The organism is Nonomuraea sp. NPDC050790 (assembly GCF_044456745.1).
Classification (GTDB): domain Bacteria; phylum Actinomycetota; class Actinomycetes; order Streptosporangiales; family Streptosporangiaceae; genus Nonomuraea.
On the sequence record NZ_JBITGF010000003.1, the window covers coordinates 378,434 to 395,995 of the forward strand.

The 17,562-nt window shown below is 72.0% G+C and carries 16 protein-coding genes; 9 read left to right on the forward strand and 7 right to left on the reverse strand.

Translation table 11 applies throughout. From position 1 onward, the window contains the following. Position 1 precedes the first annotated feature (1 nt). Together ACIBEJ_RS16615 and ACIBEJ_RS16620 are read right to left on the reverse strand one after the other, a co-directional pair. Positions 2–298: a DUF3017 domain-containing protein gene (locus tag ACIBEJ_RS16615; RefSeq protein ID WP_397183589.1), complete on the reverse strand. Its 297-nt coding sequence runs from the start codon at positions 296–298 to the stop codon at positions 2–4. Continuing rightward, positions 285–1,397, reverse strand: coding sequence for a citrate/2-methylcitrate synthase (locus tag ACIBEJ_RS16620; protein WP_397183590.1), 1,113 nt, complete (start codon positions 1,395–1,397; stop codon positions 285–287). Before ACIBEJ_RS16620 ends, ACIBEJ_RS16615 begins: the two co-directional genes overlap by 14 nt. A gap of 291 nt (positions 1,398–1,688) precedes the next feature. On the opposite strand from ACIBEJ_RS16620, the gene ACIBEJ_RS16625 reads away from it, so the two are divergent. Further along, on the forward strand, positions 1,689–2,333 hold the full coding sequence (locus ACIBEJ_RS16625) for an FHA domain-containing protein (RefSeq protein WP_397183591.1): 645 nt from the start codon (positions 1,689–1,691) through the stop codon (positions 2,331–2,333). On the opposite strand, the gene ACIBEJ_RS16630 is transcribed toward ACIBEJ_RS16625, so the two are convergent. Together ACIBEJ_RS16630 and ACIBEJ_RS16635 are read right to left on the reverse strand one after the other, a co-directional pair. Next, positions 2,328–3,443: an anhydro-N-acetylmuramic acid kinase gene (locus ACIBEJ_RS16630; protein WP_397183592.1), complete on the reverse strand. Its 1,116-nt coding sequence runs from the start codon at positions 3,441–3,443 to the stop codon at positions 2,328–2,330. The two genes, ACIBEJ_RS16625 and ACIBEJ_RS16630, sit on opposite strands and share 6 nt — an antisense overlap. An 8-nt stretch (positions 3,444–3,451) precedes the next feature. After that, positions 3,452–4,978 (reverse strand): glycoside hydrolase family 10 protein, encoded by a 1,527-nt coding sequence (locus ACIBEJ_RS16635; protein WP_397183593.1) that lies wholly within the window; start codon positions 4,976–4,978, stop codon positions 3,452–3,454. A gap of 91 nt (positions 4,979–5,069) precedes the next feature. On the opposite strand from ACIBEJ_RS16635, the gene ACIBEJ_RS16640 reads away from it, so the two are divergent. Together ACIBEJ_RS16640 and ACIBEJ_RS16645 are read left to right on the forward strand one after the other, a co-directional pair. Continuing rightward, positions 5,070–6,485 (forward strand): glycoside hydrolase family 3 protein, encoded by a 1,416-nt coding sequence (locus ACIBEJ_RS16640; RefSeq protein ID WP_397183594.1) that lies wholly within the window; start codon positions 5,070–5,072, stop codon positions 6,483–6,485. Beyond that, on the forward strand, positions 6,470–7,354 hold the full coding sequence (locus ACIBEJ_RS16645) for a MurR/RpiR family transcriptional regulator (RefSeq protein ID WP_397183596.1): 885 nt from the start codon (positions 6,470–6,472) through the stop codon (positions 7,352–7,354). Before ACIBEJ_RS16640 ends, ACIBEJ_RS16645 begins: the two co-directional genes overlap by 16 nt. On the opposite strand, the gene ACIBEJ_RS16650 is transcribed toward ACIBEJ_RS16645, so the two are convergent. After that, the gene (locus ACIBEJ_RS16650) at positions 7,351–7,800 is read right to left on the reverse strand and encodes an Lrp/AsnC family transcriptional regulator (protein WP_397183598.1); all 450 of its coding nucleotides are present in this window, start codon (positions 7,798–7,800) and stop codon (positions 7,351–7,353) included. The two genes, ACIBEJ_RS16645 and ACIBEJ_RS16650, sit on opposite strands and share 4 nt — an antisense overlap. A gap of 93 nt (positions 7,801–7,893) precedes the next feature. On the opposite strand from ACIBEJ_RS16650, the gene ACIBEJ_RS16655 reads away from it, so the two are divergent. The 5 genes from ACIBEJ_RS16655 to ACIBEJ_RS16675 all read left to right on the forward strand — a co-directional run bounded on the left by ACIBEJ_RS16655 (position 7,894) and on the right by ACIBEJ_RS16675 (position 11,287). Then, entirely contained in the window at positions 7,894–8,736 is an 843-nt protein-coding gene (locus tag ACIBEJ_RS16655) for an LLM class flavin-dependent oxidoreductase (protein WP_397183599.1), read from the forward strand. Continuing rightward, positions 8,733–9,155, forward strand: coding sequence for a nucleoside deaminase (locus tag ACIBEJ_RS16660; RefSeq protein ID WP_397183601.1), 423 nt, complete (start codon positions 8,733–8,735; stop codon positions 9,153–9,155). Before ACIBEJ_RS16655 ends, ACIBEJ_RS16660 begins: the two co-directional genes overlap by 4 nt. Positions 9,156–9,219: 64 nt before the next feature. Then, complete coding sequence (locus ACIBEJ_RS16665) at positions 9,220–9,594, forward strand: helix-turn-helix transcriptional regulator (RefSeq protein ID WP_397183602.1); 375 nt, start codon at positions 9,220–9,222, stop codon at positions 9,592–9,594. Further along, entirely contained in the window at positions 9,591–10,505 is a 915-nt protein-coding gene (locus ACIBEJ_RS16670) for an ATP-binding cassette domain-containing protein (protein ID WP_397183603.1), read from the forward strand. Before ACIBEJ_RS16665 ends, ACIBEJ_RS16670 begins: the two co-directional genes overlap by 4 nt. Further along, a complete protein-coding gene (locus tag ACIBEJ_RS16675; protein WP_397183604.1) occupies positions 10,502–11,287 on the forward strand; it encodes an ABC transporter permease in 786 nt (261 codons plus the stop codon). The genes ACIBEJ_RS16670 and ACIBEJ_RS16675 overlap by 4 nt, the downstream gene beginning before the upstream one ends. Here the strand turns inward: ACIBEJ_RS16675 and ACIBEJ_RS16680 are convergent. Both ACIBEJ_RS16680 and ACIBEJ_RS16685 read right to left on the reverse strand, forming a co-directional pair. Next, entirely contained in the window at positions 11,261–12,115 is an 855-nt protein-coding gene (locus ACIBEJ_RS16680) for a bifunctional methylenetetrahydrofolate dehydrogenase/methenyltetrahydrofolate cyclohydrolase (protein ID WP_397183605.1), read from the reverse strand. The genes ACIBEJ_RS16675 and ACIBEJ_RS16680 overlap by 27 nt on opposite strands. A gap of 31 nt (positions 12,116–12,146) precedes the next feature. Next, positions 12,147–13,217: a LacI family DNA-binding transcriptional regulator gene (locus ACIBEJ_RS16685; RefSeq protein WP_397183606.1), complete on the reverse strand. Its 1,071-nt coding sequence runs from the start codon at positions 13,215–13,217 to the stop codon at positions 12,147–12,149. 93 nt (positions 13,218–13,310) lie between these two features. On the opposite strand from ACIBEJ_RS16685, the gene ACIBEJ_RS16690 reads away from it, so the two are divergent. Further along, the gene (locus ACIBEJ_RS16690) at positions 13,311–17,495 is read left to right on the forward strand and encodes a glycoside hydrolase family 38 C-terminal domain-containing protein (RefSeq protein WP_397183607.1); all 4,185 of its coding nucleotides are present in this window, start codon (positions 13,311–13,313) and stop codon (positions 17,493–17,495) included. The last annotated feature ends 67 nt before the right edge of the window (positions 17,496–17,562 follow it).

Sequence of the window (17,562 nt, forward strand, 5' to 3'; positions counted from 1 at the left end):
CTCATCCTCCGAGCAACTGGAGCACGGCGGGCTTGAGCACGCTGCCGAACTCCAGGAACATGCCGACGGCCACCAGGCCGACGCCGAAGCCACCGTAGATCACCATGTCGGTCCGCTTCGTCCGGACGGCCATGAGCCCGCCGTACCCGGCGAAGCGCAGTGCGGCGGCCACGAGCAGGACGGCGCCCAGCGCGAACGCGCCCCACTCGCCGTCCACGAAGAAGATCGTGAGCATGGCAAGAGCCGCTCCCGCCAGGATCAGCGGAAACGGCCCCCACTTCTGATCATCGTTCGTCAATCGGCTTCCACTTCTGGTCGCGTTCTCCGATGTACTCACTATCGGGCCGGATGAGCCGGTTGTCCGCGTGTTGCTCGATCACGTGGGCGGTCCAGCCCGACATCCGGCTGATGGAGAACACCGGCGTGAACAGATCGGTGGGAATCCCCAGGTAGTGGTAGACCGAGGCGGCGTAGAAGTCGACGTTGGGGTAGAGGCCCTTGGTCTCGAAGACGACCTCTTCCATCTCCTTGGACATCCGGTAGAACTTCGGCTCGTCGCCGGACAGTTCCTCCGACATCCTGCGCAGGTGCGTGGCGCGCGGGTCCTCGGTCTTGTAGACGCGGTGGCCGAAGCCCATGATCTTCTCGCCGGCGGCCAGCTTGTCGCGTACGGCCTGGGCCACGCCGTCGGGCGAGATCGACTCCAGCGTCTTCATGACCTGCTCGTTGGCGCCGCCGTGCAGCGGGCCCTTCAGGGTGCCGATGGCGGCCACGATGGCCGAGTGCATGTCCGACAGCGTCGCGGCGCAGACGCGGGCGGCGAACGTCGAGGCGTTCATCGTGTGGTCGGCGTGCAGCACCAGGCAGGCGTCGAAGATCTCCGCCTCGCGCGCGGAGGGGGTACGGCCGGTCACCTGGAGCAGGAAGTTGCCCGCGATGCTCAGGGCCGGGTCGCTCTCCGGGACGCCCTTGCCGGACCGGGCGGCGTGGTAGCGGGCGACCAGCAGCGGCTGCTGGGCGGTCAGGCGGGCGGCCTTGCGCAGGTCGGCTTCCGCCTCGATGGAGTCACGGTCGGGATCGTCGGCGCTGGCCAGGGAGACCAGCGAGCGCAGCGCCTCCATGGGCTTCTGCTTCTCGGCGATCTCCGCGACGTTGGCAGAGACCAGCGGGCCCAGCTCGCGGCCGGCGACCAGCTCGTCACCGTAGGCCTGGAGCTCCGCGCGGTTGGGGAGCGTACCGCGCTGGAGCAGGTGGGCGGTCTCTTCGAACGTCGCACGGCCGGCCAGATCGTGGATGTCGTATCCCCGATAGAACAGGCGGCCTGCCTTGCCGTCGATGTCGCTGAGCGCTGTGGACGCGGCTACGACGTCGGCCAGGCCTTTGGTGGGCTTGTCCATCGTGCTCCTTGGCTCGCTCCGCTCGCGGTCGTGGCGGACTTTTCCGCTCTTCGCGGCGGATGTCCCGCCACGAGTGTTTCCTCCGCTTATCGTCGCTGGAAGTCTACCCGTGAGCTGGCAAAACCGTCCGCAAAGGTCCAGACCAATTTCATGCCGGATTCTCCTTATGGCAAAGGCGATTCCGCATCCCCTCGGTTGGGTAAGCCGGAGCTGTAGTAATAGTTACGGCGGACTACCCGAGGAGGAACTGCCGCCGTCTCACGCTGCGTCCGCTAACGGAAGGGAACTGCCGTGGAGGGGCCGTTCATACGCATCGAGGACACTGGCGAGGTGGTCCCGTTGCGCCCCGAGATCACGACGGTCGGCAGAGGTCGCGGTGTCGACATCCGACTCACCGATCCCAGCGTCTCTCGGCTCCATGCCGAATTCGTCCGCAGAGGACCCTACCTGTATGTCGTTGACCTGGGCCTGTCCCGCAACGGCACGCGGGTGAACGGCAGGCCGATCGCCCGGAGGGTCCTCGACGACGGCGACGTCGTCTCCTTCGGAGCGGCGCGCGGCCGGATCGGCGGGGTTCCGCGCGAGGACTTCACCCCCGAGGTGGAGCTTCGCAGGGCGGCGGCCCCCGAGCTGACCCGCAGAGAGGTCGACGTGCTGACCTCGCTGTGCCGGCCGGCGCTGTCGGACGAGGCGTTCGTCGCACCGGCGACCGCAAGGGAGATCGCCGACGACCTGGTGGTGACCGAAGCCGCGGTCAAGCAGCACCTGCTGCGGCTGTACCAGAAGTTCAGGATCCCTGAGGGCACCAACCGGCGCACGCGGCTGGCCAACGAGGTCGTCGCGCTGGGTCTGGTCCGCCCCACCCCCGTGGTGCCGCCACAGCGGTCGGGCTCCACTGCCGAGCAACCGTCGGCGGCGGGGCGCAGGGCTTCATAGGAATCGGATCGCTACCGGGGCTTCGGCGAGGGGTTCCGGCAGCACAAGTGGCCCGGAGCCCGGCGTCAACGTGCCCAGGACGCGGGGCCCGGCCGCGCCCGTGCAACTGGGCGCGGTGGCGGGCAGGCCGTGCGCGGTCAGCCAGCCGAACAACGAGAAGGCGACCGCCTCCTTCGCGTCCGAGGGCACGCCCAGCTCGTCGCTGGGCACGAGGCGGGCCGTCGTGCGCGCGCGCAGCATGCCCATGAGCGTGGGGTTGCGCACGCCGCCGCCGGAGACGACGACGGTGTCGAGCCCGTGCCGCCGGATCTCCGCCGCCACGGTCTCGGCGGTGAGCGCGGTCAGCGTGGCCACGAGGTCCCGCTGGGCGATCTCTTCGCGCCCGGCCAGCGCCCGCCGCACGTACCCGGGCGTGAACAGTTCCTTGCCCGTCGTCTTGGGCGCCGCCTTGCGGTAGTACGGCTCGGCGAGCAGCACCTCCAGCAGCTCCGCGTCCACCGTCCCCGCCGCGCCGAGCACCCCGTCCCTGTCGTACGGCGGCGCCGCCGCGTCGATCAGCGCGCCCGCCGGCCCGGTGTCGTAGGCGATGGCCGTCCCGGCCACGGTCAGGTTGGCGATGCCGCCGAGGTTGAGCGCCCCCGAGCGGCCCTCGATCCCGTTGAGCATGAGCAGGTCGAGATAGGACACCAGCGGCGCGCCCTGCCCTCCGGCGGTGACGTCGCGCACGCGCACGTCGGAGACGACCGGCAGCCCGGTTCGCTCGGCGATCCAGGCGGGCTGGCCGAGCTGGAGCGTGCCCAGGACCTGCCCGCCGGAGACCCAGTGGAAGAACGTCTGCCCGTGGGAGCAGACCAGGTCGGCGGGTCCCGCGGCCACGGCGGCCGCGGCGAACTCCTGCCCGATCAGCGTGTCCAGCGCGCAGACCTCGCCCATGCTCACGTCGTTGGGCGGGAGCGCGGCGACGATGCGGGCCCTCAGGCCGTCCGGGTAGGGCCGCTCACCGGTGGCGACGATCGTGCCGGTGAGCAGGCCGTCCTCCATCGACCAGTCAACGATCGCGCTGTCGATCCCGTCATGGGAGGTCCCCGACATCAACCCAAGAACCCGCATAAATCTCCCTAAAAGACCACTCGGAAGGGATTGCTGGGCCGGGACGTCCTGCTCACCCGGTCCACCGCCACCACGTGGTAGTAGTCGCCCCGCTTGCCGTCCGGGTCGGTCCAGCGCACGATCCGGTCGCCCGGCACCACGGCCACCAGGTCGCGGGCGTCCTCGAAGGAGGTGTTCCTGCTCGCGGAGCGGAAGACCGCGAACTGGAACGGCTCCTCCCGCCCGGTCGCCACCATCTTGACCTCGACCCCGTCCTTCACCCTGCGGGCCACGGCGAGCACCGGGCGGCTGGGCGCGCGCCCGCCGGCTAGACGCGGCAGCAGCGGCGCCAGCGCGGGCCGCTGGTGGTGGTCGTTGACCGCGGTGGTGACGGACTTGAGGCGGTCGGCCCGCACGTCGCCCGCGCTGAACCAGATGTCGCCGGTGATCTCCGGATGGGCGCGGTTGAGCGTGAGGTGCCTGGACAGCTCGGCCGGGTCCTGCCACTGCGGCGCCTGGGCGGGGTCGCCCGCCTTGTAGGCGGCCTGGCCGATCCACAACATCGTGCCGGTGCCCTTGGCCACGTCCGACCACCACGGCACCAGCTTGGCGTAGTCGGCCGGGGGCTGGCCGATGTACCAGTAGAGCTGCGGCGCGATGTAGTCGAGCCAGCCCTTCTTCACCCAGCCGCGGGTGTCGGCGTGCAGGCCGTCGTAGGACTGGCCGCCGGCGGTGTCGGAGCCGAGCGGGTCGCTGGCCTTGTTGCGCCAGATGCCCGACGGGCTGATGCCCCAGGAGACCTCCGGCTTGGCCTGCCGTACGCGCTGCTGCATCTCCGAGACCATGAGGTCGACGTTGTGGCGGCGCCAGGCGGCCAGGTCGGGGAAGCCGGCGCCGTACTTCGCGAAGGCGGCGCTGTCGTCGAAGGCGGTGGTGTTGGTCGGGTAGAAGTAGTCGTCGAAGTGCAGGCCGTCGATGTCGTAGCGGGTGATCGCGTCGAGCATCGCGTCCTGGCAGAACTTACGCACCTCGGGCATGCCCGGGTTGTAGTAGAGCTTGCCGCCGAACGGCAGGATCCAGTCGGGGTTCTTGCGGCCCGGGTGGTCGGGGTGGAGCTTGGCCGGGTCGGGCTGCATCGAGACGCGATACGGGTTGAACCAGGCGTGGAAGGCCAGGCCGCGCTTGTGGGTCTCCTCGACCGCGAAGCCGAGCGGGTCGTAGCCCGGGTCCTGCCCCTGGACCCCGGTGATCCACTCCGACCACGGCTCGAACGGCGACGGCCAGAAGGCGTCGGCCGTGGGCCTGATCTGCACGAACACCGAGTTGAGCTTGCGCTCCACGGCCAGGTCGAGCCAGGCGAGGTACTCGGCCTTCTGCTCCTCGACCGACAGCCCCTTCTTGGAAGGCCAGTTGATGTTGACCACGGAGGCGATCCACATGCCGCGCATCTGTCGCAGCGGCGGCACGTAGCCGGTCGCGGCGAAGGCGGGCAGGGGGACGACGGAGGCTGCGGCGGCGAGGGCGAGACCCTTGAAAACGGTCCGTCTGCTGGGCATTGGGGGGGTGGCCTCTCGGGAAGTGGTTGTGTCTGGGGCGACGATGACAGAAAATTACCTTCAGATCAACGATTGTGAAGGAAAATGCCGTATGTCGCCTGACCTCCACCGACTCGCCATGGCCGTGCTCCAGCCTGGCTTCGAGGGGACCTCCGCCCCCGACTGGCTGCGCAGGGCGCTCGGCGAGGGATTGGGGGGCGCCGTACTGTTCGCCCGCAACCTCCCGAGCGAGCATCTCATCCCCCAGATCCGTGCCGAGAACCCCGACACCGTGATCGCCGTCGACGAGGAAGGCGGCGTGGTCACCCGATTCGAGGCCAGGGCGGGCAGTTCCTTCCCCGGCAACCGCGCGCTCGGCGTGGCCGACGACGAGGCGCTCACCGAGCGGGTCGGCAGGCAGATCGGCCGCATGCTGGCCGAGGCCGGCGTCACCCTCGACTACGCGCCCTCCGTCGACGTCAACGCCAACCCCGCCAACCCGGTCATCGGCGTACGCTCCTTCGGCCCCACCCCCGACCTGGTCTCCAGGCACGCCGTCGCCTACATCCGCGGCCTCCAGAGCGCCGGGGTGGCCGCCTGCGCCAAGCACTTCCCCGGCCACGGCGACACCATCACCGACTCCCACTTGGCCCTGCCCACCGTGCACGCCTCCGTGGAGGAGCTGTGGGAGCGCGACCTGCCGCCGTTCCGCGCGGCGATCGCCGCCGGGGTGCGCTCGGTCATGTGCGGCCACCTGCTGGTTCCCGCCCTGGACCCGTCGTCGCCGGCGACGCTGAGCCGTACCGTGCTGACGGGGTTGCTGCGGGAGGAGCTCGGCTTCGACGGCATGCTCGTCACCGACGCGATCGAGATGAAGGCGGTCGCGGCCCAGTACACGCCCGGCGAGATCGCCGTGCGCGCGCTCACCGCGGGCGTGGACGCCATCTGCGTCGGCATCACCGACGAGCGGGGCCTGCACGAGCTGCGCGACGCGATCGCGGCCGCGGTGCGCTCTGGCGAGCTGCCCGAGTCGCGCCTGGCGGAAGCGGCCGCGCGGGTGCGCGCGGTCGCCGAGTGGTACGGCAAGCAGGACCGCTCAGCCACCGAGGACCCCGGCGTGGGCCTGGAGGCCGCCAGGGCGGCGCTCACCGTCACCGGCACGGCGACGCTGGCCGGCCCGCCGCTCGTCGTGGAGGTCAACACGCGGCTCAACCAGGCCGTCGATCCCTCCACGCCGACCGGCCTCACCGCCGCGCTGGCCGCCAGGCTGCCCGGGACCGAGCGGGTGGTGATGGCGGCGGAGGGCGAGCTGCCCGCCTTCGACGAGCGGCCCGTCGTGCTCGTCGTGCACGACTCGGCGCGGCACGCGTGGGTCAGGGAGCGGATCGCGCAGGCCGTCTCCGCGCGCCCGGACGCGGTCGTCGTGGACACCGGCGTTCCCGGCGAACCGGCGGGCGCCGCGTTCGTCGCGACCAACGGGCTCTCCCGTGTCTCGGCGGAGGCGGCCGCGGAATGGCTGACCAGATGATGGCCGAGCATGTGAGCGAGCCGGCCAATCCGGTGGCGGCGGTGCGGGCCGTGCTGCCGTCGCTGACCCCCGCCGCCCAGGCCATCGCCAGGATCATCCTCGACGATCCCGGGCTGGTGGTCAGGAGCACGATCACGGAGTTCAGCGCGGTCTCCGGCACCAGCGAGGCCACGATCGTGCGCACCGCCCGCGCGCTGGGCTTCGCCGGCTACTCGCAGATGCGCTTCGCGCTGGCCGCCGCCGTGGCCAAGGAGCCCGAGCGGCTGGTGCCCGGCGACCTGGGTCCCGACGACCCGCTGACCGACGTGATCGCCAAGGTGGCCCGCGCCGAGTACGAGGCGCTGGCCGACACCGCCGCCCAGCTCGACCCCGGCCAGCTCGACGAGGTCGTGACCGCCATCGTCAAGGCCCGCCGCGTGGACGTCTACGGCGTGTCCGCCTCCGGCCTGGTCGCCACCGACATGTCGCAGAAGCTCCTGCGGATCGGGCTGTCCACCCACCCGTTCTGCGACGCCCACCTGGCGCTGACCAGCGCCGCCCTGCTGCGGGACACCGACGTGGTGGTGGCGATCAGTTGCAGCGGCGAGACCCCGGACGTGATCGCCCCCTCCAAGACCGCCAAGGACGCCGGAGCCACGCTCGTGGCCATCACCAACAACCCGCGCTCGTCGCTGGCCCACCTGGCCGACCACACGCTGGTCTCGGCCGGGCGCGAGACCGCGTTCCGGCCGGGCGCGCTGGCCAGCAGGATCAGCCAGTTGCTCATCGTGGACTGCATCTTCGTCGGCCTGGCCCAGCGCACCTACGAGAGCGCCGACGCCGCCATCCGCGCCACCCGGGAGGCCACCGACCGCTACCAGGGCCGCTAGCGCGTGGGGTGGGGACCCCGGTAGGGCAGCGTCTGGCTGTAGACGAGGTTGGTGTTGGCGCTGCCGAACTCGGCCAGCTCGTTGACGATCTCCTCCAGGTGCGCCATCGAGGAGGCGGCGACCTTCATCACGTAGCAGTCGTCGCCCGTGGTGCGCAGGCACTCCAGGATCTCCGGGCGCCGGTCGAGCAGCCGGTGCAGGGGCTCGTGGCGGCTGCCCGGATACTTCAGCCGGACGATGGCGAGGACCGCGTAACCGACCGCCGTGAGATCGACCGCGGCGGAGTAGCCGGTGATGACTCCGGCCGACTCCAGGCGGCGGACCCGCTCGGTGGTGGCCGAGGCGCTCAGGCTGACCCTGCGCCCCAGCTCGGACAGCGGGACGCGGCCGTCACGCTGCAGCTCGGCCAGGATCGCCCAGTCCGTCGCGTCGAGATTCACGGCCATGGCTCCAAAATACCGGCGGATCTCCGGCGGATCTCCGCCTTTGCCGTTGAGTCGGCCTTCCGGGCCCGCCTGGCCCGTGGATAGCCTGATCACGTGGAACTTGGCGTCAACGTCCCCAACTTCGGGCCCGGCACCGACCCGGCCATTCTGCGGCGATGGGCGCAGACCGTGGAGGGGCTCGGGTACGGGCTGCTCATGGTCTCCGACCACGTGGCCATCACGCCCGACGTGGCCGCGCAGTACCCCGCGCCCTTCTACGAGCCCTTCACCACGCTGTCGTGGCTGGCGGGCGTCACCGAGCGGGTCAGGCTCGGCACCACCGTGCTCATCGTGCCCTACCGGCACCCGCTGCTGGTCGCCCGCATGGCGGCCAACCTCGACCGGCTCAGCGGCGGCCGGTTCGTGCTGGGCGTGGGCGTCGGGTGGGCCAGGCAGGAGTTCGACGCGCTCGGCGTCGCCTACCAGGCCAGAGGAAAGCTGACCGACGAGCACCTGCGCGACATCCGCGCCGCGTGGGCCGACACCGGCGACTACGGCGAGGGCGACATCCCGATCTGGGTGGGCGGCAGCGCCGACGCCGCGCTGCGCCGCGCGGTGCTGCTCGGCGAGGCGTGGCATCCACTGCGTCTCACCCCCGCCGTCCTGCGCGAGCGCCTGTCGCGGTTGCGCGAGCTGGCCGGCGAGCTGGGACGGCCGGCGCCCGCCCTCGCCCCGCGCATCCGCCTTCAGCTGACCGACTCCCCCGTGACCGGCGCCGACCGGCCCGCGGGCGTCGGAAGCATCGGCCAGATCCTCGGCGACCTGGACGAGCTGCGCTCGCTGGGCGCCCAGAGCGTCCTGCTCGACCCGTTCAACGGCGACCCGGACGAGACCCTTCACCCCGAGGTGGCCTGGAAGGACCTGGCCGCCGTCTCCGCACGATGGGAGCACCCGTGACACCCGACGATGAGCGCCTCCTGCGCCGTGCCATCGAGCTGGCGGCCAAGGGCAGGGAGTCGGGCAATCCGCCCTTCGGCTCGCTGCTGGCCGCGGCCGACGGCAGCGTCCTGGTCGAGGACCACAACACCACGATCACCGACCGCGACATCAGCGCGCACCCCGAGCTCAAGCTTGCCCGCTGGGCGGCCCGCGAGCTCGACCCGGCCACTGCGGCGGCCACGACCATGTACACCAGTTGCCAGCCGTGCGGCATGTGCACGGGCGCGATCGAGCGCTCCGGCCTCGGCCGCGTCGTCTACGCGCTGTCCGGCGCCCAGCTCGACGGCCTGAAGTCGGTCGCCACCTCGGCGCACGTCGTCATGGAGGGTCCGGCGCTGTTCGACGAGGCCCGCGTGCCGGTGGAGGGCTACTACTGACCTTCCGCCGAAAACCGCGAAGACCGACATGGGCTTGTCGGCCACCCCTCCTTAGCGTGGAGTCATGCTCACCAGCATCCACGCCCTCGTCCCCCGCGTCGAGCGCCAGCACCGGCTGATCGAGGAGCTCAGGGCCACCGCGCCCCGGGCGCTCACCGCCGGTTCGCTGGCCGCCCGGCTGGGCGTCAGCGCCCGCACGATCGAGCGCGACCTCGCCGACCTGCTAGCCGCCGGGGTGCCCGTCGCCTCCCAGCGCGGCCCCGGCGGCGGGTACGCCATCGACGCGCGACCCGTGCTGCCGCCGCTGACGTTCACACCCGGCGAGGCGTCCGCGCTGCTCGCCTCGCTGGTCGCCGTCGGTCCGCACGCCTCGGCCAGCGCGCAGCGGGCCCTGGCCAAGCTCATCGACGCCCTGTGCGACGAGGAGCGGGCCTCATGATCCGCGTCGAGGACCTCCGCAAGTCCTACCGTGGCACGACCGCGCTGGACGGGCTCGACCTGGAGGTGGCGGAAGGCTCGGTCGCCGCGCTGCTCGGGCCGAACGGCGCGGGGAAGTCAACGCTGATCAGGATCCTGGCCACGCTCCTGCGCCCGGACTCCGGGCGGGCCGAGGTGGGGGGTTTCTCGGTGACGGCGCAGCCGTACCGGGTGCGTGCCCTCATCGGGCTGACCGGGCAGTTCACCGCGGTCGACGACCTGCTCACCGGGCACGAGAACCTCGTGCTCGTCGGCCGCCTCTACCGCCTGTCGCCGGCGAAGGCGCGCGGCCTGGCCGACGACCTCCTGGACGCCTTCGACCTGGGCGAGGCCGCCGGGCGCCGGGCCGGCACCTACTCCGGCGGCATGCGCCGCCGCCTCGACCTGGCCGCCGGCCTGATGACCCGGCCGCGCGTCCTCTTCCTCGACGAGCCCACCACCGGCCTCGACCCGCGCTCGCGCCGCACCATGTGGTCGGCCATCAGGCGGCTGCCCGAGCGGGGCACCACGATCCTGCTCACCACCCAGTACCTGGAGGAGGCCGACCACCTGGCCTCCGCGGTCACCGTCATCGACCGGGGCCGTGCCCTCGCGACCGGCACCCCGGAGCAGCTCAAGGCCCGCGCGGGGGGCGCGCGGGCCGAGGTCGTCCTCGCCGACCCCCGCCAGACCGCCGCTGCCACCGAGATCATGACCAGGTACGGCCCCGCCCCCACCGTGGAGGGCGAGACCGTCACCGTCCCGGTCGCCGAGGGCGTGCTGCCCGACCTGCTGCGCGACCTCGACGCCGCCGGAGTGTCCATCACCGGGCTGGCCCTGCGCCGCCCCACCCTCGACGACGCCTTCCTCGCCCTGACCGGAGGAGACCTGTGAACCAGCTCACCGGACCCCGATGGTGGCTGCACGACGCCTGGCTCATGGGCGGCCGCAACGCCCGGCGCATCGTCCGCGCCCCCGGCCTGCTGCTCATGTACGCGCTGATCCAGCCCGTCGTCTTCATCCTGCTGTTCGCCTACGTCTTCGGCGGCGCGATCACGATGCCGGGCGGCGACTACGTGCAGGCGCTCATCCCGGCCATCTTCGTACAGATGATCCTGTTCAGCTCGATCGGCGCGGTCGCCGTCGGACTGGCCGAGGACATGCAGCGCGGCGTCATGGACCGCTCCCGCTCGCTGCCGATGACCCGCTCGTCGGTGCTGCTCGGCCGCATCGCCTCCGAGGTGCTGCGCAGCGCCGTCACGCTGGCCGTCATGCTCGGGTGCGGGCTGCTGGTCGGCTTCCGCTTCCACGGCTCGCCGGGCATGGTCGCCGCCGGGTTCGGGCTGCTGCTGGCGTTCGGGTTCGCGTTCTCGTGGGTGGCGGCCTGGATCGGGCTGATGGCCAAGGGCGTGGAGGCGGCGCAGGGACTCGGGCTGGTGTGGGTGTTCCCGTTCACCTTCGTCAGCTCGGCGTTCGTCCCCACCGGCACGATGCCCGGCCCGGTACGCGCCTTCGCCGAGCACAGCCCGGTCACCACGATGATCGACACGCTCCGCGCCTGGTTCTCCGGCCGGGACGCGGGCGACGACGCCCTGGTCACCGCGGTCTGGGCGCTGGCCCTGACCGCGGTCTTCATGACCCTGGCCGTGCTACGGCTGCGCCGTACGTCGAGCTGACTCCACCACGTTGGACAGCAGGAGCGCGCGGGTCATCGGGCCCACGCCGCCCGGGTTGGGCGTCAGGTGGCCGGCCACCTCGGCGACGTCGGGCGCCACGTCCCCGGCGATCTTGCCCTCCACCCGGGAGACGCCGACGTCCAGGACCGCCGCGCCCGGCTTCACCATGTCTGCGGTGATCAGTCCGGGCACGCCTGCCGCGGCCACGACGATGTCGGCCCGCCTGACGTGCGCGGCCAGATCCTGGGTGCCGGTGTGGCACAGGGTGACGGTGGCGTTCTCGCTCCTGCGGGTCAGCAGCAGGCCCAGGGAGCGGCCCACGGTGATGCCGCGGCCCACCACGCAGACGTCGGCGCCCTTCAGCGGGATGCCGTACTCCTGGAGCAGCAGCACGATGCCGTGCGGCGTGCAGGGCAGCGGCGCGTCGACCATGTGGACCAGGCGGCCCAGGTTGACCGGGTGCAGGCCGTCGGCGTCCTTCTCCGGGTCCATGCGCTCCAGCAGCGCCATGGTGTCGAGGTGCTTGGGCAGCGGGAGCTGGACGATGTAGCCGGTGCACTCGGGGGCGGCGTTGAGCTCGTCGACGGCCGACTCCACCTCGGCCTGCGTGGCCGTCGCGGGCAGGTCCACGCGGATCGAGGTGATGCCGATCTCCTCGGAGTCGCGGTGCTTGCCCGCGACGTAGATCTGGCTGCCCGGGTCCTCGCCCACCAGGACCGTGCCGAGTCCGGGGGTGATGCCCTTCGCCTTGAGGTCCGCCACCTTGGCCGCGAGGTCCGCCTTGATCTTCGCGGCGGTGGCCTTGCCGTCGAGTTTCACTGCCGTCATGGCTCGCCATCCTGTCACGGCGGGCACGGCCTCAGCGCGGCGGGAACTCCGCCGAGCCCCTGGGGATGAGCGTCACCGGGACGCGTACTTGGCGGGGCTCCGGGTGCGGCGCCGCCAGCAGGTCCATGACGGCGTTGCCGATGGCCTCCGGGTCCTGGGCCACGACGGTCAGTCCCGGCCGCAGCAGCTCGCCGAGTTCGAGGTCGTCGAAGGCCACCAGGGCGGGACGGTCCTGGACCCGGTCCAGTTGCCGCAGCGCCTCCACGGTCAGGCGGTTGTTGGCGGTGATCAGCGCGGTCACCGGGTCGGACGGATCGAGCAGGGTCCGCAGGGCGGCGCCGACCGAGGAGGGGGTGGGGGCGCCGAGCCGTACCTCGTCCTCGTTGACCTGGAGGCCGCGCTCGGCCATCGCGGCGCGGAAGCCGGCGACCCGCTCGCGGGAGGTGAAGACGGCGGGATCGTCGCCGAGGTAGCCGATGCGCCGGTGGCCGTGGCCGGCGAGGTGGTCGACGGCCGCGCGGATGCCGCCGGTGTTGTCCGACAGTACGGCGTCGCAGTCGATCCCCTGGGCCGGCCGGTCGACCGCGCAGACCGGCAGCCCGTCAGCCATCTCGGGCAGAAGGTAGTCCTGCCGCTTGGCGATGGGCGCGATGATGAGCGCGTTGGGCCTGCGGGCGCAGAAGCCGAGGGCGACCTCGCGTTCGCGGGCTGGCTCGTCGTGGCTGGAGCCGATCATGACGACGAGTTCGCCGCTTTCCGCGCGGGTCTCGACGGCGCGGCCGATGGCGGCGAAGAACGGGTCGGCGATGTCGCGCACGACCATGGCGATCGCCTGGGAGCGGCCCTGGCGTAGCTGGCGGGCGCCCTCGTTGCGGCGGTATCCGAGCTCGTGGATGGCCTGCCGGACCCGGTCGAGGGTGTCGGGGGCGACCGTGGACTCGCCGTTGACGACGCGGGAGACGGTCTTCAGGGCGACGCCCGCGGCCTGGGCCACGTCCTTCATGGTCGGACGGCGGTGGAGCGGTGCTGACAACGGGGACCTCGGATCGGACAGCGGTTTCGGGTAAGGGTAGGCGATCTGCCTGGCCAGCAAGAATGACATCGTTGTCATCCAAGATCGGATGACAACGTTGCCATCGGTTCGGGGAGCGCTTAGTGTGACGGCGTCAGCGTCGCCCCCAGCGAGGAGTGCACCTTGCCCGCTCGACTGTTGTCCGCAGAATCCACCGATCTGTTCGTGGGGTCCGAGGCCGCGCCGTACCAGATCCTCAAGGTGAGGGCCGCTCGGGGCGAGCGGGAGCAGGCGTTGGAGGTGCGCGGCGAGGGGGTCGTCCAGGCGCGGCCGGCCGCCGTGGACGCCGGCGACGGCGAGGTCGTCGTGGAGGTGCCGCTGGAGGTCTCGGCGGCGGCGGGCACCGTCGTGTCCATCGTTGTCACGCTGGGCGAGGAGGTGCTGGAGGCCGAGCTCACCGCCGAGGAGCCGGGATGGACGATGTTCCTGATCTCGCACTTCCACTACGACCCGGTCTGGTGGAACACGCAGGCCGCCTACACCAGCCCGTGGGAGTTCCTGTCCGGCGACTCCACGACCAGGCCGCTGTGGGAGCGCAACGCGTTCGCGCTGGTGGAGGCGCACATCGAGCTGGCGCTGCGCGACCCCGACTACAAGTTCGTGCTGGCCGAGGTGGACTACCTCAAGCCGTTCTTCGACACCCACCCCGAGCGCAGGAAGGACCTGCGCGAGCTCATGGCCGCCGGGCGGGTCGAGCTGCTCGGCGGCACCTACAACGAGCCCAACACCAACCTGACCGGCGCCGAGACCACGATCCGCAACATCGTCTACGGCATCGGCTACCAGCGTGACATCCTCGGCGGCGACCCGCGCACCGCCTGGCAGCTCGACGCGTTCGGGCACGACCCGCAGTTCCCCGGCTACCTGGCCGCGGCCGGGCTGACCGGCAGCGCGTGGGCCCGCGGCCCCTTCCACCAGTGGGGCCCGATCAGCAAGAACTTCAAGGAGGCCAAGAACGACGCCACCCTGATGCAGTTCCCGAGCGAGTTCGAGTGGATCTCGCCGTCGGGGCTCGGCGTGCTGACGCACTACATGCCCGCCCACTACTCCGCGGGCTGGTGGATGGACTCCTCGCCCTCGCTGGAGGAGGCCACGCAGGCCGTCTTCGAGCTCTACCGCGCGCTGAAGCCGGTCGCGGCCTCCAAGAACATCCTGCTGCCCGTCGGCACCGACTACACGCCGCCGAACAAATGGGTCACCGACATCCACCGCACCTGGGCCGAGCACTACGTGTGGCCCCGGTTCGTCTGCGGCACGCCCCGCGACTTCCTGGACGCCGTCCGCGCCGAGGTCGCCGCCTTCAGCCCGCAGACCCGCGACATGAACCCCATCTACACCGGCAAGGACGTCTCCTACATCGACACCAAGCAGGCCCAGCGCGCCGCCGAGGTCGCCGCGCTGGACGCCGAGCGGCTGTCGGTCTTCGCGAGCCTGCTCGGCCACGGCGGCTACCCGCACACCGCGCTCGACAAGGTCTGGCGGCAGCTCGCCTACGGCGCCCACCACGACGCGATCACCGGCTCGGAGTCCGACCAGGTCTACATCGACCTGCTCACCGGCTGGCGCGAGGCGCACGACCTGGCCGCCGAGGCCCGCGACCAGGCGCTCGACGCGCTGACCGGCCAGATCTCCGCCGACGGCAGCGCGGTCGTGGTGACCAACACGCTGTCGTTCGCGCGCGCCGGCCTGGTGTCGGTACGGCTCGCGCCCGGCCGCACGGTCGAGGGCGTGCCCTCGGTCACCGAGGACGGCACCACGACTTTCCTGGCTGAGGACGTGCCGTCGCTGGGCTGGCGCACTTACCCCGTTATTTCAGACCCTGTTATTTCAGACCCTGTTATTTCAGGCCCCGTTATTTCAGGCCCCGTTATTTCAGGCCCCGTTATTTCAGGAAATAGCGGGACGTGGGTGGGCGACAGCCGTACCACGATCGAGAACGACCGGTGGCGAATCGCGGCCGACCCCGACCAGGGCGGCACGCTCACCTCCGTCCACGACAAGGCGGCCGGCCGCGAGATCCTCACCGGGCTCGGCAACGAGCTACGCCTGCACGAGGAGTACCCCGCCCACCCCGACATGGGCGAGGGCCCCTGGCACCTCATGCCCAACGGGCGCTCCACCGGGTCGGGCACGACCGCCGCGACCGTCCGTGCCGAGACCAGCCCGCTGGGGCAGCGGCTGGTCGTCACCGGCCGGGTCGGCGAGCTCGCCTACGAGCAGACCGTCACCCTGGTCACCGGCTCCGACCTGATCGACTTCCGCACCCGCGTGCTCGACTACACCGGCGCCGACCGGCTCCTGCGGGTGAGCTTCCCGGCCGGCGTGCCCGGCGCGCTGCCGGTCTCCGACGTCGCCGGAGCCGTCGTCGGCCGCGGGTTCGCGCTGCCCGACGTGGACACCGCCGAGCACCCCTGGACGCTCGACAACCCGGCCAACACCTGGTTCGGCCTGTCCGCGACCGCCCGCGTGGACCTCGGCGCGGCGGGCTCGCGGGCGCTCGGCGTCGCCGAGGTCGTCGTCCCCACGGCGGCGGACGCGCCCGAGGCGCGCGAGCTGGTCGTGGCGCTCGCCCGCGCGGGCGTGACCGCCACCACCTCCACCGCCTCGGGCAGCAGGTACGGCTGGCTGGACGTCGACTCGAACCTGCCCGACTTCCGGGTCATCGTCGGCGGCCCGCAGGACAACCCGCTGGCCGACGAGTTGCTCTCCCGCAGCGACCCCGCCTACCTGGACGCGCTGAAATCCGGCGCCCCGCTGGTCTGGGTGCCCGCGGAGAAGCCGCTGACCGAGGTGTGGCAGCCCAGCGCGGACCTGCGCGACGTGCGCGCCCTGCCCGCCCTCGTCGTGGCCGGGCCGGTGAGCGAGCTGGTGGCCGACCTGGCCGACGCCCGGATCTCGGCCGTCTGCCCCGCCGGCGCCGAGGAGCTGGAGGACCGGACGGTGGCGCTGCTCACCTACGGGCTGCCCGGGTTCGCGGTCGATCCCTCGGGGACGCTGCACCTGTCACTGATGCGCTCGTGCACCGGGTGGCCCTCGGGGATCTGGCTGGACCCGCCCCGCCGTACGACGCCGGACGGGTCGGGCTTCCAGCTCCAGCACTGGACGCACGAGTTCCACTACTCGCTGGTGGCCGGGCAGGGCGACTGGCGGGCGCTGCGCCTGCCGGCGGCCGGGCAGGAGTTCGTCACGCCGATGCTGCCCCGGCTCGTCGAGGCCCAGGAGGGCACGCTCCCGGCCACGCACTCGCTGCTGAGCGTCTCGCCCGCGCGCGAGGTGCTGTTCGGCACCGTCAAGGCCACCGGGAACGCGCACGCCCACGGCACGCTCGACCGCCAGGACGGCGTCACGATCCGGCTGGTGGAGTCGACCGGGCTGGGCGCCACGGCCGCGCTGGAGTCACCGGTGCTCCCCCTCGACGGGCTCGTCCGCTCCGACCTGCTGGAAGCCTCCCGCACGCCCGGCGCCTCCCTGGAGCTGCGGGGCTCGGAGGTGGCGACGTTCGTCGCGCCCGTCGCGCTGGGCGCGGCCGAGTCCGGCGCGGTCGCGGAGATCGCCCAGCCCGTCTACAGCCGCTACTGGCTGCACAACAAGGGTCCCGCCCCGCTCGGCTACCTGCCGCTGTCGATCGCCGTCAGCCCGGGACTGGTCACGCCCGCGGGGCCGTTCGAGATCGAGGTCGTCGTCGCCGGCCGCCACGCGCACGAGGGCGTGGTGGACCTGGAGGCGCCGGACGGCTGGTCCGTCACCCCCGGGCGGCGTCCCTTCCGCCTGGAGGCCGACGGACACGTCCGCTTCACCGCCACCGTCACTCCCGCGCCCGGCCAGGGCCTCCACTACATCAGTGCCCGCACCGAGGCGTACGGCCAGCTCATCGAGGACGTCGCCACCGTGGCGCTCGGCCCGGCCCCCGAACTCCCGGTCGCCGGCACGCCGCCCGAGGACGACTGGGCCGCCGCCCAGGGCACCAAGGCCGCCGAGGGCCGCGCCACCGGCCTGACGGTCACGATGGCCGCCGAGTCACTCTCCCTCCGTCCCGGCGCGCGCGACCGGATCACGGTACGGCTGGCCAACACCACCGCCGGCGAGATCCGCGGCGAGGCCCAGCTCGCGGCGCCCTGGGGCACCTGGGAGATGCTGCCCGAGGTCATCAGGGGCTTCACGGTGCCCGCCGGGCAGAGCGTCGAGGTGGACTTCCCCGTGGAGGTGCCTGAGGACGCGGCGCCCGGCCATGCGTGGGCCCTGGCGAAGGTGATGTGGTTCGGCCGCTGCCAGTACGCTCCGGTCGTGCGACTGGAGGTAACCCGATGAGCCACGGACACGGCCACCTCCGTGGCCACGGACCTGAACACGGCCTGGGACACGGGCATGGCCACGG